Raw genomic sequence first — 23,022 nt, 5'->3', positions numbered from 1 at the left:
AAATGTTTGACTTGCTCATTTGCTTTTTTGATAGTGTGTGCTCACTTAAAATTTAACGTTGGCGCTTTGTTTTGTTCAGTTTTCAAAGAGCAATAATGGAGCGGGTGAAGAGAATCGAACTCTCATCATCAGCTTGGAAGGCTGAGGTTTTACCACTAAACTACACCCGCATTTAATTTTAAAATATTTTCAGAAAGAATGGTCGGGAAGACAGGATTCGAACCTGCGACCCCTTGGTCCCAAACCAAGTGCTCTACCAAGCTGAGCTACTTCCCGTAAAATATGGTGCGCCCGGCGGGAGTCGAACCTACAACCTTCTGATTCGTAGTCAGATGCTCTATCCAATTGAGCTACGGGCGCTAATTTCTATGATGTTATTGGTGCGGCCGAGAGGAGTCGAACCTCCACGGGGTTTCCCCCACTAGGCCCTCAACCTAGCGCGTCTGCCATTCCGCCACGACCGCGAAAGCGACTTTGTAAGTTTAACACCTTTTCAACTTGATGTCAAGAAGAAAATATCAGTGCGGGTGAAGGGACTTGAACCCCCACGCCTTGCGGCGCCAGATCCTAAGTCTGGTGCGTCTGCCAATTCCGCCACACCCGCGAAAATAAATGGTGAGCCATGAAGGATTCGAACCTTCGACCCTCTGATTAAAAGTCAGATGCTCTACCAACTGAGCTAATGGCTCTAAATAAAATGGCTGGGCTAGAAGGGATCGAACCTTCGCATGACGGAATCAAAATCCGTTGCCTTACCGCTTGGCTATAGCCCAATAATCAAATACTAATTAACAGCCAGGATAACATTATATCACGATAACATTATTTTAGCAAGTGTTTTTTTAAAAAAATGGCGGTCCCGACGGGAATCGAACCCGCGATCTCCTGCGTGACAGGCAGGCATGTTAACCGCTACACCACGGGACCAGTATTTTGATTATGTATAAGAAAGTGACCCATACGGGATTCGAACCCGTGTTACCGCCGTGAAAGGGCGGTGTCTTAACCGCTTGACCAATGGGCCTTGATAAAATATGTAACTGGCGGAGAAGGAGGGATTTGAACCCTCGCGCCGCTTACGCGACCTACACCCTTAGCAGGGGCGCCTCTTCAGCCTCTTGAGTACTTCCCCAAAAAAATGGCTCCGCAGGTAGGACTCGAACCTACGACCGTTCGGTTAACAGCCGAATGCTCTACCACTGAGCTACTGCGGAATAATGAAAATTGGGTTCCTTTTTCACGCTCAAGGACCTTAGTGTTTGTCGTTAAGAACAAGTTGTTATCTTGTCGACTCTTATGATTATAAAGAGGTTGCAACTTAAAGTCAAGGGTTCTTTTATGTTTTTTTATATTTTTGTTTTTTACTCCTTAAACCCTTGGTAAATCAATGTTCCACGACATTTACCACAAACGAAACGGGTAGTGTCGATTCGCTTTTTTCTTATATACACCTGCTGACAGTCTTCACATTTATATTGAATAGTATTCATCTTTTTCTTTAATTGGTTAGATGGCAGCGGCTCGCAAAATCTCGGTGCCCCCACTTTTTTGAGTAATTGCTTAAAGTCCGCATCACGATGCTGGTACCCCTTTTTTTCGATGTGCAGATGATAATGGCACAATTCATGCTTAATGATTCCAATCATTTCTTCCACACCGCGTTCATCAAGATACTTCTTATTGATTTCTATATTGTGTGAACGGAGCAAGTATCGGCCTCCCGTTGTTCGGAGACGTGGATTAAACATGGCTTGGTGTCTAAAGGCCTTTTCAAAGTCTTTCAACGATATTTCTTCCACTAGTTTTTGCAATTGCCGATTATCCATTTCCCCCTCCCTTTCCTTGGTAACATGACAACCTATTATAACATAGACTAATAATACAATAGGAAACTAAGGGAGGAAAAGCTATGCCTAATTGGTTCCAGAATCAAATCCGCAAAGCCTTTTATGAAAAGGATTATTATCAAGTGAAGATGTTGAATCAATGTTGGTTTTTTTATCAAAAAAAAGAAAGCCTCCGTTTATAAATTCAACTTTGCTCCATATAAAAAAACCCCTTCTACTATAGAAGGAGCTTACCGTAGGCTATTTTTGATCCTTTGGCTCGAGCATCGTTAAAGATACCCTTTGTTTTTTGGAGTCAACCAGTTCGACCCAAACCGTCACAACATCCCCAACGGCCACTACATCCAATGGATGCTTTACAAACCGGTTGCTCAGTTTAGAAATATGAACCAGTCCATCCTGTTTAACACCAATGTCCACAAACGCACCGAAATCCACAACATTCCTCACTGTACCTTGTAATTCCATCCCAGTTTGCAGATCCTCCATTTTTAGTACATCCTGCTTAAGCAGTGGTTTTGATAATTCATCCCGAGGATCTCTTCCCGGTTTCATCAAATCATCTATGATATCTTTAATCGTAATTTCCCCAATTTCCAAATCCTCGGCCAAATCAGCCGGATTTAGTTTGCCTAATTCTTCATTCAGGGCATCACTGCCTAAATCATCGGATGTGAATCCCATTTTCTTTAATAATTTATTCACGGCACTGTAGTTCTCAGGATGTATCGCCGTTTGATCTAAAGGCTCATCTCCATTAATGATACGTAAGAACCCTATACATTGTTCATATGTTTTGGCACCAAGCCGAGGAATCTTCTTTAATTCCTTCCTGCTTGAAAACTTCCCTTCCACTTCCCTTTTCTTCACAATATTTTGAGCAACCGATTTTGATAAACCAGCTACATATTGCAAAAGTGACGAAGAAGCGGTATTGACATTCACTCCCACCTGGTTAACAGCTGTTTCTACTACAAAGGTGAGGGATTCTGTTAACTTTTTCTGGGACACATCATGTTGATACTGACCCACCCCCACGGATTGCGGATCGATTTTAACAAGTTCAGCAAGGGGATCCTGAAGCCTTCTGCCTATCGAAACGGCGCTTCTCTGTTCTACTTGAAGATCTGGAAACTCTTCACGGGCAATATCCGAGGCTGAATACACGCTGGCTCCCGCTTCATTAACAATTATATATGAAATATTCCCTTTCACTTCTTTTAAAATATCTGCGATGAATTGCTCTGATTCACGTGATGCCGTACCATTGCCGATTGCCACGATTTCAACCGAGAACCGCTGAAGTATTTCAATCGTTTTTTCACGGGCAGCATTAAGCTTCGCAGCAGGAGGATGCGGGTAGATCACACTGATATCGAGAACCTTTCCGGTTTCATCAATGACGGCCAACTTACAGCCAGTCCGATATGCCGGATCAAGGGCAAGGACCACTTTCCCTTTAAGCGGGGGCTGCAAGAGCAGGTTCCGCAGGTTTTCAGAGAAAATATGGATAGCTTGATCCTCAGCTTTTTCCGTCAGCTCTTTTCTGATTTCCCGTTCTACAGAAGGCAGGATCAATCGCTTGAGTCCATCCTCAATCGCAGATTTAAGAACAACTTGGGCTTCAGATTTGTTATTTTTAATGATTTTCCGCTCAAGATGACCAATGATGATTTCAGTCCGGGGCTGAATGGAGATTCGCAGAACTTCTTCCTTTTCACCTCTATTCAGCGCCAACACCCGATGCGGTACGATCCTTTGAACCGGCTCCTCGTATTCATAGTACATTTCGAAGATTTTTTTCTCGTCCTTCTCTTCATTTTTCACAGTTGAAACCATTTTTCCGGCTTTGAAAATTTCAGCCCTTATCCACTTCCTTAATTCTGCATCATCGGATATATGTTCAGCTATGATATCCTGCGCTCCAGCAATAGCCTCTTCAATAGAAGAAACTTCTTTTTCTGCCGATATGAATTCTGCAGCTTTTTCGCTAACACTGGCATGCATTGGACATTCCAGAAGCCAATTGGCCAGTGGTTCAAGACCCTTTTCTTTAGCAACTGTCGCTTTCGTTCTCCTTTTTTGTTTGAATGGCCTGTATAAATCCTCGACTTCCTGCAGTTTTGTTGCCTTCTCGATTTGTATCGTTAATTCTTCCGTCAATTTTCCCTGTTCACCAATCGAACGCGTAACTTCCGCTTTCCTCTGGCCAAGGTTTTCAAGATAGTTCCACCTTTCCATGATGGAACGAATCTGAACTTCATCAAGCGAACCCGTCATTTCTTTCCTATACCGAGCGATAAAAGGGACAGTGTTCCCTTCTTGCAGCATCTGTATGACGTTTTGGACTTGATTATTTTTCAAAGTTAGCTCATTGGATATTTGTTTAATCAGTTCTTTCAATTTATCTTCTACAACGATCATTATGTTTACCTCCAACCTTTTGATCTAATAAGTATAGTCTAGCAAATGAGTGATGAAGTTGCGAATTCAATACAAAAAAGCTCACTTCCGAATTATGGCGAAAGTAAGCTTCCTAAAATGAAAGTTGTATCATCTGCAGTTAATGGACTGCTTTTTAATATGCACTGTGCGTTCTTATCGATAGGGACCAGCCTTTTTAAAAAAGATTTAGCTCCCTTAAGTTCTAAACCATCGGAATGAAGGATGAATTTTGCATTTGGTTCATATTTGTAGCTCTGCGTCCTGTATGTTTGTTTCCTTCCGGATAAATACCCTGTAACAGGTAAAGGGTAAACGAGTTTATCGTCGCTTGGATTATACAGAAAAAAGCGGATGTTACCCACTGAACTGTATACAAATTCATTCTTGTCATAAAAAATCTTCAAAATCGAAACGGCTGCCCCCCGCTTATCGACTAAAACCTGGTTACATACTGCCATTAATGATTCTACATCCAACTCATGATTACGTTTAACTTCCTCGATGACGGCATGGGAGGAATCATAAGCATTTTTGCCGCTGCCTAGACCATCTGCCAGGACACACACAAAGTATTCTTTCGTATGAAGAAAGAAGTAATCATCACCACAATAAACCATCCCGTTTTTAGACGATTGAGAGACAAGGACTTCTATTTTTTCTTCCCTCAGAATATCTTTGATCACTGAATTAACTCCGAGTTTTCAGCATTAATGGCTTCTTGAAGTTTCTTGATCGCGCGGCGTTGGAGCCTTGAAACATGCATTTGGGAAATCCCCAGTTTATCGCCAGCTTCTTTCTGGCTTAAATTCTCTAAATAAGTATGTTGAATGATCATCTTTTCACGGTCACTCAGAACATGCAGCACCTTTTCAAGCACAAGCCGCTGATTGACCTTTTCAAAACCTTCATCGACATTCCCGAATATATCAAGTAATGTGACAGTACCGCCATCAGAATCCGCCTCAATAGAATGATCCACAGATAATGCTTGATAGCTTTTTCCCATTTCCATCGCTTCTAAAACTTCTTCTTCAGTCACGCCTATACTATCGGCTATTTCATCTATTCTTGGTGAGCGATGCAGAGTTGTCGTCAATTCCTCGACAGTCACCCTGATTTTCGGACCAAGTTCCTTAATTCTCCTTGGCACATGGACACTCCATGTTTTGTCACGAAGGAACCTTTTGATTTCGCCGATTATAGTAGGGACGGCAAATGCCTCAAAGCTCTTACCGAAAGATTCATCATATCGTCGAATGGCACCTAATAAACCAATCATGCCGACTTGGGAGATATCCTCCTGAAATGATTTCCCTTTCGCATACTTGCGGGCGATTGTTTCAACTAAACTTTTATAATGGATGACTAGATTACTCTGTGCTTCATCATCTTGATTCTGCTGGTAAGCTCTAATCCATTCATTTACCTGTTCTCTTTGTGCCTGATTAGGTTGAGACTGTTTTTGCATCCATCTCCACCTGCTCTCCTTCTAAAAACTTAGTCATAAATACTGTAACCCCATCATGCTGATGAATTTTAACATCATCCATCAGAGTTTCAATAAGGTAAAGACCCAAGCCTCCTTCTCTCAAAAGTTCGACTTTTTGTCCATTTTCGTATGGACCGAGTCCTTGACGAACTTCTTCGAAATTACAGCTCTTGCCACTATCAGAAACCATGACCTCCAGACGGTCAGGATAAAGGCCGAAACTTACTTTCACTTCACCTTTTTCAGAATCCTTATATGCATGCTGTACCGCATTTGTACAAGCCTCACTGGTAGCGATCTTCAAATCCTCAATTTCATCATACGCAAATCCCATCCGGCTTCCTATCCCAGAAAGCGTTAAACGAATGACACCGATGAATTCTGGTTTTGCAGGTATTTTCATTTCGATGTAATCATATACTTGACTCATTCTAACCCACCCTCTGTACCACTTTTTATATCAATGATATCTGCAAGACCTGTTATATCAAATAAACGTCGTAACCTTTCTGATAAGCCAACTAGTGTGAATTCGCCATTATGTGCCCTTACGCTTTTGAAGGCACCGACAAATACCCCAAGTCCCGTACTATCCATATAAGAGACTTCAGTTAAATCAATCGTAATCGAAACATTATCCTGCTCTGAAATCGGAAATAGTGATTCCCTTAATTTCGGTGCAGTATAGGCATCAATTTCACCTTTTAGTTTTACAACAAATTCAGTATTTAATTCATTAACATCTACAGTTATATTCATCCTTGACCCACCTCTTCAAATCCTCTTCATTCCTATATCTATACCCAGCAGAAACAATACTAAACATTTGATTTTAAAATTATTAATGTAAAATCATCCCTCAGTTGGAAGTTCTGCATTTTCTCTAATTGTTTAAATATATTATTCACCATTTCCTGGGCTTGCAAATGCATATTCTTTTTAATGAAACCGATAAGTGTTTCCCTTTCTATGAACCCATCATACGTCCGGCATTCCGTTACCCCATCGGATAATAAAATGATCATGTCTCCACGATTCACCGTTTTTTCATATTGGCGATACCTTGTTTTTTTATCAACTCCAAGCAACAAGCCCTTTGCATCCAAATCACTAAAAGTACCTGTTGCGGCATCATAGTAAAAGCCAGGTTCATGTCCGGCTGAAGCATAGGAAAATTGCCTGTCATGCGGATCATATAAACCATAGAACATGGTTATGAACATGCTTGGATCCACATTATGCTCCACAACACGGTTCAAACTCTCAAGCACACTATTCGGTTCATGACGATGCTCGGGAAGACTGTCCATCGCATATTTGATCATCGACATGCACAATGCAGCAGGAATCCCTTTTCCTATGACATCTGCTATCCCTACTCCTATACGATCATTTTCATCTTGGACGAAGTGATAGTAATCTCCGTTCATCTGTCTCGCCGGAACACTGATCGCTCCAATTTCAAGTGCTTTGATATCAGGAATTTTCGTTTCCAAAAGAGTATGTTGAACGTTTGCCGCAATCTCGATTTCCGTTTTCAGTTCCTGCTGTTGATGTCTAAGGCTTTGATGTTCACGGTATGCAATACCGTAGCCCATCATGACTTCCAGCAGAAAATCGAAAGAATCCAACACTTTTCCCGGTAATTCCGGGTAAAGTTCCATTAAGTTATTTTTATGCATACTGATGATTTCTTCTGGAGATATATTGTATTTGATATGTAGGCGGCTAATCTTTTGTCCTTGGTAGAGTGCCTGCTCATTTTGGTCTTTAAGATAAGTAGAAAGCGCCTCATGATACTTTTTCTCCATGTTCTCCCTAATATCCATATTCCCCCCCTAACGGAGCCATTTCGTAGCGATGATCTTAGTCCCTTCACCTGGTATCGAATCAATATCAAAGTCATCCATTAAACGTTTGGCTCCAGGAAGACCTGCGCCCAGTCCCCCTGAGGTGGTATATCCATCTTCCATGACTCTGCGGATATCCTCAATTCCCGGACCCTGGTCCTCTGCAATGATTTTCAATCCTGACTTCCCATTTATATTTAGCTTTTCTATGCTAACACTGCCTTGTCCAGCATATAGGTATATGTTTCGGGCCAATTCGCTAATGGCTGTTGTGATCCTGGCCTGGTCTACAGTACCGAACCCCAACTCTTTAGCGACATTTCTTCCGAGCTGCCTTGCAGCTACGATGTCCCATTCATTTATGATTTTTACGCAGGATTGGAACTCCATTCTTTAATCCCCCAATTCCTGTTGTAATTTCTCCAGGCCTTTCTCTAAGTCTAATGCTGTCAGAACATCATCGAGACTAATTCCCAGTTCAATTAATGTTATTGCAACAGCAGGCTGGATTCCCGTAATTACAACTTTGGCCCCCATAAGCTTAGACATGCTAAAGACATCGCCCAATACCTTTGCGATAAAAGAATCAATAAAATCTATTGAGGTAATATCTATAACAACGCCATTCGCGCTTGTTTCATGAATCTTATGCAGTAAATCCTCTTGAAATTGAAGGGCTGTCATATCATCCAATTCCCACTGTATAGAGACTAACAAGCAGTCATAAAGCTTCAATATCGGAATCCTCATACTTATCCCTCCACCTTTACGATCTTACGGCTCGTTGATTCCAACGCAACTTCTATCCCTTTTTTCAATGTATTTTTTGTAATCACTTCATTTAAATTAATTCCAAGATTAACGATTGTTTGAGCAATTTCAGGGCGGATGCCGCAGAGTATGCATTTTGCGCCCACTAATCGGACTGCTTCCGCCGCTTGAATGATATGATGGGCAACCATGGTATCCACGACCGGCACGCCCGTTATATCAATGAGAACAACTTCAGATCTATGCTTTACAACGCCGGTCAACAGGTTTTCCATTATCTGTTTGGCACGTTCCGTATCAATCGTACCAATCAGCGGCATTACCGTTATTCCTTCCAATACAGGAATGAGCGGAGCCGAAAGTTCTTGCAACGCTATTTTTTGCATGGAAACAGTTCTTTCCCAAGTTTGAGTATATATATTGACTATTTCATTATTTATCGGTGTGGCCCATTTATCCAAATGGTTAACAAGATTGACTTGATTTCCAGGAGTAACAAGACCCTTTTCCACCATACCATTTATGACAATTAACGTGAATTTATGAAGTCCTTCATTGACGAAAGTGAGAGGCCATCCCAATTGGACGACTTTCTCGGCAAAATCTGAAAGCTTCAATGTGAATTCCTTGTTTTTACTATCAACGTTCGTAATGATCATATCTATAAATTCACTGCTAGTTTGCGTGAACATTCGATCTGAAACGACTTTAATTAATCTTTCGTCCGTACTTTCCTTCATGATGCCCATCCACTCAGTAAGGATGTAATCTTGATTTTGCTTAATAAAATCGTAAACCAATTGATTCATAATATCCTCCCATTCTAACACAATTGCCTTGTTTCCCTGTCCACGTCACAAGGATGTTAACTAACTGTAATGTTATTTCCATTTGGATTTCCTTTGAATTTCCCCACTAACTTTTGCTTTTTTTTTAGTTATTTACAAAATAACTATATACCCGAAATTCAGGTAAGAAAAACATCAATTAATGAAAAGTTAGGGAGATACTATAAAAAACAATGACGTTCCATTCAATATCTAACTATATAATGTTTTTATTCGTCAAATTTTTCATATTTCCTGCTGTATAGTTTTTGGATATGTTAATGTTATTTGACAAAAAAAACACGATCCCCACAGTTGCAGGGATCGTGCCATCTAAATAACATCAAGAATGATTTGTATTATAATAACGCCCGGTTTAACGGGAAAAATTTTCTTTAAAACTCAATGAGGCCTAAACTAATTTGCAAAGCTTCATTGACTTTTTGCATCATCGGTTCGTCAAGATGCGTAATTTTATCAGTTAAACGCTGCTTATCAATTGTCCGGATCTGTTCTAATAAAATGACGGAATCCCGCTCGAATCCGTACTTTTTTGCATTAATCTCAACATGTGTAGGCAATTTCGCTTTTTGAATTTGAGCTGTAATGGCTGCCACGATCACAGTCGGACTAAAGCGATTACCAATATCGTTTTGTAAAATTAGTACCGGACGGGTCCCCCCCTGCTCTGAACCAACTACCGGGGAAAGGTCTGCGAAGTATACGTCACCACGCTTAACAACAATCAATGGCTCAGCCTCCGCTAACTAATCGTTCAACGCAATGACCAGCCTCGAATTCAGCCTGGAAGGCTTCAGAAGCAATCGTTAAGTTAATGGCCGCCATTTCAATATAACCGCGTTTCATCGATTCGCGAAACTCTTTCTTTTTACGTTCGCGAAGATACATTTTTGTGGCACGATAAATAAATTCACTGCGATTTACATTTTCCTCACTCGCATACCCATCTAACTCTGTTAAAAAATTTTGAGGTAATCGAATTAATATCTCTCTTGTTGCGCTGGATTCAGACACAAACATACACCTCCACCATCACTACACACCTTTATTGTATATATCCTTTTCAATATTACCATTAAAATGCCTATCTGCAAAGAGTATATTCTATTCTCAATCCTATTATCAGCATAATAAAGGAAATCTTATTCACAATCTTAGGATTTTTTTACAATCGGGTCATTCCAAGATGAAGTTGCGTACATGATTCACCTGATTGTCTTTTATATACACACGGGGCACTCTTGCTCCAATCATACATGTTATCTCATAGTTGATCGTTTCCAGTTTTGCCGCTATCTCATCGACAGTTATCGATTCATCCCCATCATTCCCCATCAGTGTGACCTCTGTTCCTACAGGGTATGGCCCAGGCAGCTTGATCATGCATTGATCCATGCAAATCCTCCCGACTATGGGTACTCTTTTTCCATCCACAAGAACTTCCTGACCTTGCAGCTTACGAATCCAGCCGTCAGCATAACCGATTGGCAAAGTCCCGATCCACTCATCACCTTCAGCCGTATATGTCGCTCCATAACTAACGCTTTCACCCTTAGCAAGCTGTTTAACCGCAACCATCTTCGTTCTCAATGATATAGCCTGTTTTAATGGGTATGGCAATATCGGCTTCATCTCCACGGAAGGACTCAATCCATACATGGAAATCCCCATTCTTATTGCATTCCATTCAGGATCGGTGAATCTTAAAGAAGCTGCACTATTGGCTGCATGAATATATTCAGGCTTTCCAGTCATTACGGAAAGCATCCCTTTAAATGTAGCAAGCTGCTTTTCATAATAGTCGGTCTTCATTTCATCCGCCGTCGCGAAATGAGTGAATATCCCTTGGAAATTGAAACAAGCCTCACGCTCAAGCAAATTTTCCACTTTCATGAGTTGACCTTTATCACGAATGCCGATTCTACCCATGCCGCTATCCACTTTTACATGGATTTGCAAAACTTGTCCCGGTTTCAACAAATCCTTTGCCTTTTCCAACCATGCTACATCGAAAACCGTCACGGAAATCCCATACTCGGCAGCAAGAGCCGCGCTTTCAGGCCTTGACGCCCCAAGTACAAGGATCGGAGCCAATATTCCCTTTTTTCGTAAGGCAAGAGCCTCATCCAAAAAAGCGACACTTAAAAAATCCGCCCCCGCTTCAAGCGCCGTTTTGGCCACTTCATAGTCCCCATGGCCATATGCATTCGCTTTAACGACAGCGAAAAGACTAACGCCATTTCCCAGTCTTTGTTTCATTGAAGAGATATTTTCAAAAATTTTATCCAAATTTACTTCTGCCCACGTATCTCGATGAAATATTTTCGTTTCCAAGACCATTTCCTTCTTTCCTACACTCACAATAAGATTCTTCCCAGTAGCGAAGTTTTCGTTTCATTATAGGAACATTCTATAACCAACCGCCAGAAAGATAAAGTGCTTTTTCACCTTGATTCTAATTTCCCAGCTGCGAGCCTAAATCAGTTGGAAGGATTAAAAATGTCAACAAGCTGCTTTCCCGCCTATCCTACCCAGAAGAAACCTTCGTAAGGAGACGGGAAACATCAGCTTGTTATGTAATCCTATTTGACTGGTTCTTCCCCAACCGAACGGGCGACTTCTATCATCTCTTCCTGTGTCAAATCCTTTGATGCAAGCATATAATCGACACCTTCAAAAGTCCATGCAATCGTATTTCCTGTCATGGCCCCGACAGTATAACCCAAATCAACCGGTTCTCCATTAACATTCGTCGAAACGGAAGTTTGAACTACCTCAGCTTTCTCCTGAACTAATGTAAAACTTTTTGTACCCTCATAGGTCAAAACGACACGTTCTCCCTTTTCCGTCGTAATTTCTTTTTCTTCCGTTAAATTCATATCACCAATATTGTCAGGGTATTTCACTGCAAATCCTTCATTTTGGACTTCTGCCATAACGGGTGCTTCAAGTTGTGCACTTGTCATGTTTTTCTTCATATCAAATGAATCCTTATCAAAAGTCGTATCGAATTTAACTTTCGAGAATTCAACTAGTACCAATGCGGTCTTATCAGGGTCCATGACTTTTACACTGACTGGGGATAAATCCTTTTTGTTTATAGTAATCTCTTGATATGGCAACATTTTATTGTTTTGGTAGCGTGTTTTCGTTTCAAAGACATAATGTTTATCCGTTTCTTTATATGTCGCACTTTTATCTTCCGTAATGTCTTTCACCAACGACTCGAACAAATAGGCCTGACTGCTGTTCTCCGGCCACTCGCTTTGAAATTTAAAACTTTTATTCAAAGCTGGTGTCAGAACATATACACCATCATCATTTTTCAAAATCATCTGGCTTTGATCCTTCTCTTCATTTTTCAGATTTACGCGGTAAAAAGAAGGGTCCTTATGCCAAATCTCCACATTATACACTTGAGGTTCCGTCCCCATCTTCAATGTCATCTTCGCGTTAGCTTTATATCCCTTCATTTCGCCAAGCTTCTCATTCAATTCACTCACTACGTCACTCTGTGATTTTTGGCCGCAAGCAGAAAGAGCAAGCAAGAGCATGATCCCTGCAAAAAGCATTACCATCTTCTTCATCTTTTCAACCCCTTTTTGTCATTTGAACGTAAAAGGGAGAGGAAAAGGCAGGATCCGGACATTGGCTCGACTGATGTCTTAGATTCCTCGGTATTTTAGGCACGGACCCATTCTCAGTCCGGCTAAAAACTTTTCGAGAGCACCTACTCTGCCATGTACCTTTTACCGGGCCTTGTCTCCCTATAGCACTAAATGTATATGAGACAACCTAAAGGTTTATGACCCGATGGACAAAACTCCATTCACCCTTCAATTACGACTTGAGCAACCGCATAATCCCGGCTGTGGCTAATCGAAAGATGGACCCCTTCAGAAAACGGCTTTGAAATCATCGGCTTTCCTTTATCATCCGAAATGATTTCAATATCCAAAAAGGATAAGTGCTTGCCTATCCCTGTTCCGTTTGCTTTTGAAAAAGCCTCCTTTGCCGCAAAACGCCCAGCAAAATACTCGACCTTCCTTCTTCCATTTAACTTTTCGAAAATCAAGATTTCCTTTTCTGTTAATATACGTTCCTTTAAACGGGGTTGCCGATTAATCAGTGTTTCCATTCTATCCAATTCAGTAATGTCCACGCCTATACCTTTAATCACTTTGACACCTCTTCTATTAATTTAATAAGCTGCATATCATTAGGAGGACTCTTTTACCTGAAAATGATAATATTGTATTTAATTAAAAACGATAACAAGGAGGAATTTATGTTTACAAGAACAGAAGGCTTCCGCGAATACGCAGATTCATATCGAGCTGTTACTGTGCTCATACTCATTATGATGATTGTATTCGTTCTTGTCCTCTTCCCCATATTTCCCGGCAATGTACTCTTTTATTATGGCGCAGGTGTGAACTTATACATCGCTGATGGACAATGGTGGCGTTTGATCACCCCCATCTTTCTACATAGCACGTTTACACATTTACTGTTTAACGGATTCTCCCTTGCCATCTTCGGTCCATTCCTAGAGAAATTACTTGGAACCATCAAGTTTTCAATCTTCTTTTTATCGACAGGTATCCTTGCCAATATCGCAACCTTTCTAATTAACCCACTGACATATAACCACGTAGGTGCTAGCGGAGCAATTTTTGGTTTACTCGGATTCTTTTTATATCTTGTACTTTTCAATAAAACCAATTTTACGAACAACGAAAGAAATACAGTATATACACTGACCGGAATTGCCGTCATCATGACCTTCATACAACCGCAGATCAACGTTATCGGTCATCTGGCTGGACTGGCAACCGGCTTTTTAACAGCTCCATTATATTTAAGAAAAAAATGGTAGGACAAACAGCCGACTCTTCCCTTCAATCATTGGGAGTCGACTGTTTTTTTAGGTGAATACCATGATTTAATTATTAGGCAATCCTTTTCTTCCACATCAGCAACCATGCCGACCCGGGAGGTGATTCCTGATTTGACCGACGCTGAAATCGTTGCTAATTCTTTTCGATTTTGAAACCAACTTTTTTTATATGTGATTGATTGAATTCTGCTTCTCTGCATGATCAATGTTTGCTTCGAGAAAAAACGGCTGCTCAATAGCAACAAATTCCCATCTATGCTCCATCCTGCATCTCTATATTGCATGTAAGCCCAAAAAATCGTCAACGGTACAAGCAAAAGGGAAAGATAACCCCAAGGACTTAAAAACCATACCAAGGCACCGATGATCGGGATGAGGTACAGAAACTTATGAAACACATACCGGGAAAGTGCACGCTTAGGTATCGGTGTCATCTCAATGGTTGTTTCATAAACCGGTAAAATTTCCAGGATTTTTTCATGTAAATGCCTCTTCCTGATTAAAGGGAACAGCATGATGGATAGACTTTCTTTATCTTCCATACTGCCTCCAGCATATTCAATATAAACCGTCGCCAATCCCAATGGCTTCCGAATCAAATTCTCCATGATCCGGATACCTTGAATTTTATGGATAGGGATTGTCAGCTGTCTTTTCTCGAGAAGCCCTCTGGAAATAACGATTTCCTCATCCGTTTTTAACACGGTAAAGGAAGCATATTTAATTACCATACTTAATGTGGCCAGTACATAAACCACCAGTAAAGCCACCAGAGCAAACAAGGTCAGAATGATGGTCCCCATTTCAATAAACTCTTCATAATCCTTAAATATCCTCTCAAAAGGTATCATTTCATCGAACTGTGAAATAAAAGCGATTGCCCCAGATAGGAAGACACCTACCGCTCCCGAAGTGGCAGCCATAACGAATAGCTGCGGCAATGTCTGCTTAAAAACGGAAGACGATTTAGCTGCATATCCTTTATTCGCAACTTCATCTTTATCATTACCAAAAATATTTTTCGCATTTTTTTCTTCACTTATAAAAGCATTGATTCGTTCAGCATCACTTTTGCTTATGGCTGATAATACAGCATCGGCCTGAGACCCGCCTGCCGTTTCAATATTCAGCTTCACTAGGCTGAATATCCTCTGGATGATGCCCTCTGATATATCTATGCTATGGATCCGATCAAACTTTATATACCGTTTCTTCCTTACGAAAACCCCGGACTCAATTCTGAATTCGCCCTCTTCTATGCGATATGTAAAACGTAACCATTGAAGGAATGCCATGACTATCAGCAAAAGTATAATAATGGCAATGACCAGCGGTTGTATCCATCCAGGAATTCCTTCATTCTTCCCAGGAATGACGACCACTAATAAAAAAGGGATGACTAACTCCTTAATCGATTTAATGATGTTAAGCAATACAGCTATGGGGTGAAGCCTTTTAGGATCAGACATCTTCTTCCTCCACACTTGCCATTCTCGAAATATAATGCCGCAATTCATCTGCCTCTCCAAGGTCCAAGGCTGGGATAACATGAAGGGTCGCTGCAGTGGAAATTTCAACGGAGGCTAAATCGTATTTTCTTAATAATGGCCCTTGCTTCGTTTCAACATGCTGGACCCTTATCATGGGGATGAGCGTTCTTTTAATGACGAAAATACCACTTTGGATATCAATTTCAGTATTTCTTACTTCGTAACGCCACCGCTTCCATTTCACCGACGGAATCAGAAAGATGGCCAGATAAGATTGGATTATCGAAATTATGATCAACGCTCCAAACACCCAATATGTCCAATCAAAAATGATTGTAAGCACGAGTACGGCGATGCTTATAATCCAGGTTATTGAACAGCTTATAAGACCACTGATTTTCCATACGGTCAAGGCCTTATTCGATATGCGATTTTCAGGTTCCATGTGCTTCTCCTCTTCCGGACAGGTAATGCTAATTGAATCATCATCATCCATCCTTGCTTTCATCCATTATACTATAATTAAATACTGGAAATTAACCCCTTTCCAAAAACCCTTAACCAATCGGATACCATTGCATAAGGAGATGCACATAAAAAAAATGCCGCTCAAATGAGCGGCATTTCCAATTCAATTAAATCTTATTCGTTTTTTCTCTTTTTTGGCTCGTGCTACGGTTTCCGTAACCATTCGATTTACGGTTCGCGCTTGGGCGTTTCCCTGATCCGCTACCGTAATCTTTTCTGCCTGAAGAACTGCGGCCATTGCGCTGTCTGTTGCCAGAAGAACTGCTTCCTCCGCGATTGCGACGCATTGGAGATGGAGATTCTTCCGTTAACTTGATAGGCGTTTGATCCGGTTCTTTTGTCATTGATTTAAGCATGGCTGCAACTAAATCCGCTGCGCTATGTTTTTGTAATAATTCTTCCGCTTGACCAAGGTATAAAGTTAAATCCTCATTCTCGATTGTATTAAGGATTTTTTCCGTTACTGCTTTTTGTTGACCTTCCAACGCTTCAGTTAACGTAGGAGTCTTAAGTTTCTCCATACGTTTTTTCGTTGTATGTTCAACTGCATGCAGTTGGCCTCTTTCTCTTGGTGTTACAAACGTAATGGCTATACCATGTTTACCCGCACGTCCTGTACGTCCAATACGGTGAACGTAGCTTTCCGGATCTTGAGGGATATCAAAGTTGTATACGTGAGTAACGCCGGAAATATCAAGTCCACGTGCAGCAACATCAGTAGCAACGAGTACATCGATGCTGCCGTCTTTAAACTTTTTCAAAACAGAAAGGCGTTTTGCCTGACTAAGGTCACCATGAATGCCTTCAGCCATATAACCGCGGATATTCAATGCAGATGCCAATTCATCGACACGGCGTTTCGTACGTCCGAAGACGATCGCAAGATCCGGTGTTTGAATATCGAAAAGGCGTGCAAGTGTATCGAATTTTTCACTTTCTTTTAACTCCAAGTAATATTGTTCGATACGATCCACTGTCATTTCTTTTGCTTTTACACGTACAAGAACGGGTTCCCGCATGAATCTTTCAGCAATTTTACGGATTGGATCAGGCATTGTAGCTGAGAAAAGCAATGTTTGCCTTTCGTCAGGAACCGTTGAAAGGATCAATTCGATATCCTCAATGAATCCCATGTTAAGCATTTCATCCGCTTCATCAAGAACTACAGTGTGAACTCCGCCTAATTTAATATTTTTACGTTTGATATGGTCTAAAAGACGACCAGGCGTACCAACGATAATATGTGGTTTTTTCTTTAAAGCACGGATTTGACGGTCGATGTCTTGTCCACCATAAACAGCAAGTACTCGAGCGCGTTTTCCGTAACCAAGCTTGAAAAGTTCCTCGGAAACTTGAATGGCAAGCTCACGTGTAGGTGCAATGACGATCCCTTGCACGTTTTCGTTATTAATATCGATGTTTTCCATCAATGGAATACCGAATGCTGCTGTTTTACCTGTTCCCGTTTGCGCTTGACCGATGATATCTTTACCTTCAAGTGCTAGAGGTATCGTTTGGGATTGAATCGGGCTCGCTTCTTCAAATCCCATTTTTTCTATTGATTTCATGGACGTTCTATCTAATCCTAATTCGCTAAACAATGTCAATGTTTTCGTACTCCTTTTTATATCGTAAATTTACACGTGCATTCATGGATCATGCACAGATGTTTTAGTTCAAATCCTCATCATCATGACGGATGTTCTTCTTTATCTCTTATAAAAAGTTTATCATTATCACCTAAAAGTATGTCTGCCTTTTAGTTCAAATGAACTCAATATGATTTTTTAAAAAGGAAATATACCAGTACGGACATTCACTGGCATTTTTAACTTCGCGCACGTGTAGACTTATCATTAACCTACGCTCATCTTTTTAAAAGTACATGTAACCAAAATTAAATTCAATATGGAAAATTAAAAGTAGCATAAACGGGTGTTTCACCGTTTTATTCAGGTGAGGGCTGCTGCACCTATTATTCATCAGACTTAAAAAGGCTGTATGAACAAAACTTGACGAGAGCCAAGATTCTTATACAAAACAGGCCCGGTGCGTTGAGGATTTGCAGAAGTGGAAAAGCGCTTAATGCGGCTTGATTCCCTAATAGCTACTAAAGCCGCCAAGAGATGCAGCTTTTATATATGACCAGACGCGAGGCCTATTTAATCTAAAATAATCTCAAGAATGAACTCATGAAACATGTAAGAACATACAATTTTGTTGCCTCAACCTGATTAATTTTAAATAATCATCAATGATAAGACATTTAAACTCATACTCATATTACCATTTTCAAACTGTTAATGCAATAAAGGATATCGCCCATTCAGAGTTACTAAAAACTTTTGGCAGTTTCAAAAATGAAAAAATTAGTCATTTCTTCCTGTTAAATATGCAGCTGCGACACTTTTGAGTAAGAATATGGCTTGTTATTCAATAATGGACAAAAACACACATGGACTGATTATTTCATCAATAGGTTCACCGTTTTACTATATCCATTTATGCGTAAGTGGATTCAATCTTAGACAAATTCAAAGAAAACGAGTTTGCCTACAGTTTTTTTATTTAAAAACCGTTCCAGTGGTTTCAAAATCCAATTAGGAGGATTTCACAAAACAGTAACTTAGTCCTTTTAAAATCATGGTTCGAGATGAAAGCATTCCGGCCTCTAGTCGACTTACTGTATCCATTTAAATTTTCACAAAACGATCATCCATTTATATATGATATGTGATTAAATCAAATAGTTTCAACAAACCTTTTTCAGGAAGGATTAGTTTTAATGATAAACACCCTTCCACGGTTCCCCACGTTTGAAAAAGAAAGGACTTATCATGAATTACCATTGAATTTACAGGTATATGGAAGCATTTGATTTTTGAAAATTCCATCTTTTTGCTTAAAAATTATAGCAAATGAGTATAAATGCAGTATGATTGACCTATCAACAAAATAACGGGGGGTTATATGAACATATTCACAATAGATGTTCCTATATGTAAGGATATTGGTCGAATCTTAAAGAAAATGAACAAGAAAGTCACCTTTTTGGAGGATCCACATAATCAAAGTCATCTATTCAAGAATTCAACAGACATGATGAAATCATTATTTATTTTACCTTTACACCTATCAAAAGACTCTTGGCAGCAAACTTCTTTGTACGCTTTGGCTGAATCTCACGAAATCCCTATCTTATTCATTTACAAACGCACTTCAGGAATGGAGACCCCTCAGACCTTACCGGAAAATACCTTTTATGAAACCATGGCGGTCCCTGCCGATTCAGTGGAAGTCCGAATTAAATTAAAGTCACTCCGAAACATCAGCATGCAGCTGTTTTCGGCAAAAATGAAGGGACAAGAGCTTGAAATGATACACCAAAAATCAGCAAGGAGCCTGAGAATTGCAAAGGGCATTCAACTTTCAGGTTTACCTTTGTCGATCAACAATGAAGATATAGAGGTCAAAGGCCTTTCCCAACCTTCAAGTGAACTGTCAGGAGATTTATTTTACTGGTCGGAGGTTGATGACAGGATATACGGCTTCATAATGATCGATGTATTGGAAGAGGGCATTCATACAGCACTTATAAACATGTCCATACGCACATTGATCCCCGACCTTATCAAACGTGTAAAAGACCCCATTTTCATAACAAAGGAACTGGAAAATCTAATGCGGGATTTATTTCAAGGAGTTAATCGGGAAAACAAAAACCAGGCTCGCATTACTGCCTTCATCGCATACGTGAATACAAAGGATCGGCTCATCGAATATGTGAATTACGGACTTCCTTCAGCTTTTTTGTATTCCCCATGCACCAACCAAATTCTCAATTTGAACGAAGGGGCCACCCCAAACGGACTGATTCCCGAATTGCCCATTAAAAAAATAGTCTTTCAGTATGAGCCAGGAAGCCGTTTCATCATCTATACAGATGGACTCTCTAAAACGCCCCTACCTTCCGCCATTGACCGATCTGACCATATCGAAAGGGAATTCATCGAAAATGTCCATCTCGATACACAAGACCTCCTTCAGGAGCTATTGGTCTCTAGGATGAGGCATTCAGTCATCAACGACGACATCTGCATTATTGCCGGGACACTTTTTTAAGCACGATAAAAGGGCCGTTTCAAAAAAGAAACGGCCTTATCCATGTTTTTTATTTTTGCAGAGCTTGAACGACTTCCTCCAGCTTCATGCCCCTGGAAGCTTTAACAAGTATGATGTCATTTTCCTGCGTAGACGATTTCAGTTCCTCTATAAGCTTCTGCTTATCTTGAAAAGGACGAACCTGCTCCGATGAAAACGCCTTGCTCGCTCCCTTGGCAATAAACTCGGCTAAAGGACCATATGTGAAGATCTTATCGATCCGCTCACTGGAAATCAATTCACCAATTTTCAAATGAAAGTCTTTTTCCTGTGGCCCTAACTCCAACATGTCTCCCAATACAAGTATCTTTTTTTCGAATCCAGATAAGCCCTCAACCAACTCCACCGCTGCCTTAACTGAAGTTGGGCTGGCATTATACGCATCATTGATGATTTTCTGCCCTTTCGCGCCCTCGACCAATTCCATCCTCATATTCGTTAATTGAATGGTCGACAGACCTTTACGGATCGCTGAATCATCCACATTGAATTCTTTAGCAACCAAGATTGCTGCCAACGCATTAAGAACATTATGATTGCCTAAAACGGGTATCTCATAATTGGTTTCCTTATTACCGCTTGCGATTGTAAACGTTGTACTGTCTGCACCTTGGCTAATGGTCTGTGGATATAAATCATTTTGTTCCGTGCGTCCAAAAGATATTACGTTTAAATCAGGAAAATCCTTTTTGATACGATCGCGGAGCAATGGTTCATCACCATGGTATATCAGCGTTCCATCTTTCGCCAAACCTTCGACAATTTCCAACTTCGCATTCGCGATTTCCTCGCGTGATCCTAAATCCAATAAGTGTGATTCACCGATATTGGTAATGATCGCTACATCAGGCTTTGCCATTTTGGATAAGAACTCGATTTCACCGCGGCTGCTCATTCCCATTTCCAACACAGCCGCTTCAGTATCCTCCGCCATGGAAAGCACTGTTAGTGGCAAACCTAAATGATTATTGAAGTTTCCACTTGTTTTATGAACTTTATAGGTAGTGGCCAGCAGCGCAGCCGTCATATCTTTCGTAGTCGTCTTACCGTTGCTGCCTGTTATCCCAATGACTTTTATATTCAACTCCTGACGGTAAGAACGAGCCAATTGCTGAAGTGCTTTCTCGGTATTTTCGACAATGATTATCGGTAAATCATTAGGAGGGTTCGGAACACCCCTTTGCCAAAAGGAAGCCGCAGCCCCTTGCGCTAAAGCCTGCTTGACATACTGATGGCCGTCAACCTGCTCACCCTTAAGCGGAATGAACAAACATCCTTCCTTAACCGTTCTTGAATCGATGGTAACCCCATTAATTCCTTTGGACTGGAATGGACTGATATCATTCAATCCCTCAGCCATTTCATGTACTTGTTTTAACGTTCTCTTTATCATTTTGTTCCTCCTACATTCATCGAACCGTTAATCGCTCTCCATTAACCAAACGAAGCAGAAACCAGTTTAAATCGCACCGGTTCCTGCTGATTGGAATCCATCAAATCAATGCTTGAAGGATTGTGAAGTTTACTGATACTTTACCTGCATGATCAAACTGTATATTTGATTTGTTGTTTTTCCTGATGACGTTCCAAGGCAAGTTTCACGAGTGTTTCAATTAACGCTGGATAGTCGACACCTGTATGCTTCCACAATAACGGGAACATGCTGAAAGGAGTAAACCCAGGCATTGTATTCACTTCATTAATATAAATTTGCCCTTCATGCGTCAAGAAGAAATCTGCGCGAACCAGACCAGAGCAATCCAATGACTTAAAGGCAGTAATGGCCATTTCGGATAAAGCAGCATACTCGCTTTCGGTTATCTCCGCCGGAATGACCATCGCTGAATTACCGTCAACATATTTTGCTGAATAATCATAGAAGGAAAAATCTTTCTTAGGGATGATTTCGCCTGCCACTGAACAAGATGGATCATCATTACCAAGAATACCAAACTCGAGCTCACGAGCAACGACCCCTTCTTCAATGATGATCTTCCGATCGAATTGAAAAGCTTCCGCTACCGCTCTTTCCAGTTCATCAGCATCATTACATTTGCTGATACCGACACTGGAGCCTAAATTGGCAGGTTTGACAAAACAAGGGTAACCCAATTCATCCGCTACCTTTTTAATGGCACTTTCAGTATTCTTCTCCCATTCAGAACGAATGAACCAAGTATATTTGACTTGAGGAAGTCCCGCCTGGGCAAAAATGTTTTTCATGATGACCTTATCCATTCCTGCTGATGAAGCCAAAACGCCATTCCCTACATAAGGAAGGTTCAATAGTTCCAGCATCCCTTGCACGGTCCCATCTTCTCCATTCGGTCCGTGAAGCAATGGGAAAATCACGTCATACCCTGTTGATTCACTATTTTCATCAGTTGAATGTGCCTGCAAGGCAAGAGGCGAGCTAGATTTATCCGATGTAAATGTCAAAGCCTCCACACTCTCGGCAGGTCCTGTTAACTTCGGTCCATTAATCCATGAACCCTCTTTTGTTATGTAAATCGGATATATATCAAACTTTGCTAAATCGAGAGCTTTAATGACCGCTAAAGCCGTCTGCATAGAAACCTCATGCTCCGCAGATTTTCCACCATAAAGCAAACCAAGTTTAGTTTTCATGAGTTATTACCCTCCAATATTCTTTTAACCATGTTCATTGTATCACTTTACACTAAAATGGTTAA

23 protein-coding genes and 11 tRNA genes are annotated in these 23,022 nt (G+C 40.7%); 3 read left to right on the top strand and 31 right to left on the bottom strand.

Going from position 1 to position 23,022, the window contains the following annotated elements; all coding sequences use genetic code 11:
- Positions 1-96 precede the first annotated feature (96 nt).
- The 12 genes from ACIROD_RS26060 to ACIROD_RS26005 all read right to left on the bottom strand — a co-directional run bounded on the left by ACIROD_RS26060 (position 97) and on the right by ACIROD_RS26005 (position 1,826).
- Positions 97-170: transfer RNA gene (locus ACIROD_RS26060), tRNA-Gly, on the bottom strand.
- Positions 171-199: 29 nt separating this feature from the next.
- Positions 200-276: transfer RNA gene (locus ACIROD_RS26055), tRNA-Pro, on the bottom strand.
- Between the two features lie 7 nt (positions 277-283).
- A tRNA-Arg gene (locus tag ACIROD_RS26050) sits at positions 284-360 on the bottom strand.
- Between the two features lie 18 nt (positions 361-378).
- Positions 379-464: transfer RNA gene (locus ACIROD_RS26045), tRNA-Leu, on the bottom strand.
- 58 nt (positions 465-522) lie between these two features.
- A tRNA-Leu gene (locus ACIROD_RS26040) sits at positions 523-604 on the bottom strand.
- Between the two features lie 9 nt (positions 605-613).
- Positions 614-689, bottom strand: a tRNA-Lys gene (locus ACIROD_RS26035).
- Positions 690-698: 9 nt separating this feature from the next.
- Positions 699-773: transfer RNA gene (locus tag ACIROD_RS26030), tRNA-Gln, on the bottom strand.
- 78 nt (positions 774-851) lie between these two features.
- Positions 852-927, bottom strand: a tRNA-Asp gene (locus tag ACIROD_RS26025).
- Positions 928-952: 25 nt separating this feature from the next.
- A tRNA-Glu gene (locus ACIROD_RS26020) sits at positions 953-1,024 on the bottom strand.
- Between the two features lie 17 nt (positions 1,025-1,041).
- A tRNA-Ser gene (locus ACIROD_RS26015) sits at positions 1,042-1,132 on the bottom strand.
- A 7-nt stretch (positions 1,133-1,139) separates the two neighbouring features.
- A tRNA-Asn gene (locus ACIROD_RS26010) sits at positions 1,140-1,214 on the bottom strand.
- Positions 1,215-1,361: 147 nt separating this feature from the next.
- Positions 1,362-1,826, bottom strand: coding sequence for a SprT family protein (locus ACIROD_RS26005; RefSeq protein ID WP_402945616.1), 465 nt, complete (start codon positions 1,824-1,826; stop codon positions 1,362-1,364).
- Positions 1,827-1,909: 83 nt separating this feature from the next.
- Between ACIROD_RS26005 and cmpA the strand changes: the two genes are divergently transcribed.
- The gene (cmpA, locus tag ACIROD_RS26000) at positions 1,910-2,029 is read left to right on the top strand and encodes a cortex morphogenetic protein CmpA (RefSeq protein ID WP_089364909.1); all 120 of its coding nucleotides are present in this window, start codon (positions 1,910-1,912) and stop codon (positions 2,027-2,029) included.
- Positions 2,030-2,087: 58 nt separating this feature from the next.
- Here cmpA and ACIROD_RS25995 read toward each other — a convergent pair whose 3' ends face one another.
- From ACIROD_RS25995 to acpS, 14 genes are all read right to left on the bottom strand, one after another.
- Complete coding sequence (locus ACIROD_RS25995; protein WP_402945613.1) at positions 2,088-4,271, bottom strand: Tex family protein; 2,184 nt, start codon at positions 4,269-4,271, stop codon at positions 2,088-2,090.
- Between the two features lie 92 nt (positions 4,272-4,363).
- Positions 4,364-4,975: a PP2C family serine/threonine-protein phosphatase gene (locus ACIROD_RS25990; protein ID WP_230178895.1), complete on the bottom strand. Its 612-nt coding sequence runs from the start codon at positions 4,973-4,975 to the stop codon at positions 4,364-4,366.
- Positions 4,972-5,760: an RNA polymerase sigma factor SigB gene (gene sigB / locus ACIROD_RS25985; RefSeq protein ID WP_101225980.1), complete on the bottom strand. Its 789-nt coding sequence runs from the start codon at positions 5,758-5,760 to the stop codon at positions 4,972-4,974. Before sigB ends, ACIROD_RS25990 begins: the two co-directional genes overlap by 4 nt.
- Positions 5,738-6,211 carry an anti-sigma B factor RsbW gene (rsbW, locus tag ACIROD_RS25980; RefSeq protein ID WP_034306366.1) on the bottom strand — a complete coding sequence of 158 codons (474 nt, stop codon included), beginning with the start codon at positions 6,209-6,211 and terminating at the stop codon, positions 5,738-5,740. Before rsbW ends, sigB begins: the two co-directional genes overlap by 23 nt.
- Complete coding sequence (locus ACIROD_RS25975; RefSeq protein WP_101225981.1) at positions 6,208-6,540, bottom strand: anti-sigma factor antagonist; 333 nt, start codon at positions 6,538-6,540, stop codon at positions 6,208-6,210. The genes rsbW and ACIROD_RS25975 overlap by 4 nt, the downstream gene beginning before the upstream one ends.
- A gap of 59 nt (positions 6,541-6,599) precedes the next feature.
- Positions 6,600-7,610 (bottom strand): PP2C family protein-serine/threonine phosphatase, encoded by a 1,011-nt coding sequence (locus ACIROD_RS25970; RefSeq protein ID WP_101225982.1) that lies wholly within the window; start codon positions 7,608-7,610, stop codon positions 6,600-6,602.
- Positions 7,611-7,619: 9 nt separating this feature from the next.
- Entirely contained in the window at positions 7,620-8,021 is a 402-nt protein-coding gene (locus tag ACIROD_RS25965) for an anti-sigma regulatory factor (protein WP_101225983.1), read from the bottom strand.
- 3 nt (positions 8,022-8,024) lie between these two features.
- On the bottom strand, positions 8,025-8,381 hold the full coding sequence (locus tag ACIROD_RS25960; RefSeq protein WP_034306376.1) for an STAS domain-containing protein: 357 nt from the start codon (positions 8,379-8,381) through the stop codon (positions 8,025-8,027).
- A gap of 2 nt (positions 8,382-8,383) precedes the next feature.
- A complete protein-coding gene (locus ACIROD_RS25955; protein WP_402945606.1) occupies positions 8,384-9,211 on the bottom strand; it encodes an RsbT co-antagonist protein RsbRA in 828 nt (275 codons plus the stop codon).
- Positions 9,212-9,624: 413 nt separating this feature from the next.
- The gene (locus ACIROD_RS25950) at positions 9,625-9,975 is read right to left on the bottom strand and encodes a type II toxin-antitoxin system PemK/MazF family toxin (RefSeq protein ID WP_034306610.1); all 351 of its coding nucleotides are present in this window, start codon (positions 9,973-9,975) and stop codon (positions 9,625-9,627) included.
- 7 nt (positions 9,976-9,982) lie between these two features.
- Positions 9,983-10,264 (bottom strand): CopG family ribbon-helix-helix protein, encoded by a 282-nt coding sequence (locus ACIROD_RS25945; RefSeq protein ID WP_034306380.1) that lies wholly within the window; start codon positions 10,262-10,264, stop codon positions 9,983-9,985.
- A gap of 162 nt (positions 10,265-10,426) precedes the next feature.
- Positions 10,427-11,590 carry an alanine racemase gene (alr, locus tag ACIROD_RS25940; protein ID WP_402945622.1) on the bottom strand — a complete coding sequence of 388 codons (1,164 nt, stop codon included), beginning with the start codon at positions 11,588-11,590 and terminating at the stop codon, positions 10,427-10,429.
- A 242-nt stretch (positions 11,591-11,832) separates the two neighbouring features.
- Positions 11,833-12,837, bottom strand: a complete 1,005-nt coding sequence (locus ACIROD_RS25935) for a LolA family protein (protein ID WP_101225985.1) — start codon at positions 12,835-12,837, stop codon at positions 11,833-11,835.
- Positions 12,838-13,079: 242 nt separating this feature from the next.
- Positions 13,080-13,430: a holo-ACP synthase gene (gene acpS, locus ACIROD_RS25930; protein ID WP_101225986.1), complete on the bottom strand. Its 351-nt coding sequence runs from the start codon at positions 13,428-13,430 to the stop codon at positions 13,080-13,082.
- Between the two features lie 108 nt (positions 13,431-13,538).
- On the opposite strand from acpS, the gene ACIROD_RS25925 reads away from it, so the two are divergent.
- The gene (locus ACIROD_RS25925) at positions 13,539-14,129 is read left to right on the top strand and encodes a rhomboid family intramembrane serine protease (protein WP_101225987.1); all 591 of its coding nucleotides are present in this window, start codon (positions 13,539-13,541) and stop codon (positions 14,127-14,129) included.
- A 26-nt stretch (positions 14,130-14,155) separates the two neighbouring features.
- On the opposite strand, the gene ACIROD_RS25920 is transcribed toward ACIROD_RS25925, so the two are convergent.
- The 3 genes from ACIROD_RS25920 to cshA form a co-directional block, all read right to left on the bottom strand.
- Positions 14,156-15,619, bottom strand: coding sequence for a PH domain-containing protein (locus ACIROD_RS25920; RefSeq protein ID WP_202190666.1), 1,464 nt, complete (start codon positions 15,617-15,619; stop codon positions 14,156-14,158).
- A complete protein-coding gene (locus ACIROD_RS25915; RefSeq protein ID WP_402945619.1) occupies positions 15,612-16,085 on the bottom strand; it encodes a PH domain-containing protein in 474 nt (157 codons plus the stop codon). Before ACIROD_RS25915 ends, ACIROD_RS25920 begins: the two co-directional genes overlap by 8 nt.
- Positions 16,086-16,275: 190 nt before the next feature.
- Entirely contained in the window at positions 16,276-17,775 is a 1,500-nt protein-coding gene (gene cshA, locus ACIROD_RS25910) for a degradosome RNA helicase CshA (RefSeq protein ID WP_202190667.1), read from the bottom strand.
- A 1,363-nt stretch (positions 17,776-19,138) separates the two neighbouring features.
- Between cshA and ACIROD_RS25905 the strand changes: the two genes are divergently transcribed.
- Positions 19,139-20,290 (top strand): PP2C family protein-serine/threonine phosphatase, encoded by a 1,152-nt coding sequence (locus ACIROD_RS25905; protein WP_402945600.1) that lies wholly within the window; start codon positions 19,139-19,141, stop codon positions 20,288-20,290.
- A 49-nt stretch (positions 20,291-20,339) separates the two neighbouring features.
- Here the strand turns inward: ACIROD_RS25905 and ACIROD_RS25900 are convergent, their stop codons facing one another.
- Both ACIROD_RS25900 and ACIROD_RS25895 read right to left on the bottom strand, forming a co-directional pair.
- Positions 20,340-21,722: a UDP-N-acetylmuramoyl-tripeptide--D-alanyl-D-alanine ligase gene (locus ACIROD_RS25900; RefSeq protein WP_402945597.1), complete on the bottom strand. Its 1,383-nt coding sequence runs from the start codon at positions 21,720-21,722 to the stop codon at positions 20,340-20,342.
- Positions 21,723-21,874: 152 nt separating this feature from the next.
- Positions 21,875-22,957, bottom strand: coding sequence for a D-alanine--D-alanine ligase (locus ACIROD_RS25895; protein ID WP_260358039.1), 1,083 nt, complete (start codon positions 22,955-22,957; stop codon positions 21,875-21,877).
- Positions 22,958-23,022 lie beyond the last annotated feature (65 nt).

Origin of the sequence: Peribacillus sp. NPDC101481, from assembly GCF_044767165.1 — a bacterium.
Lineage (GTDB): Bacteria > Bacillota > Bacilli > Bacillales > DSM-1321 > Peribacillus.
This window is presented reverse-complemented; position numbering and strand designations above follow the sequence as displayed.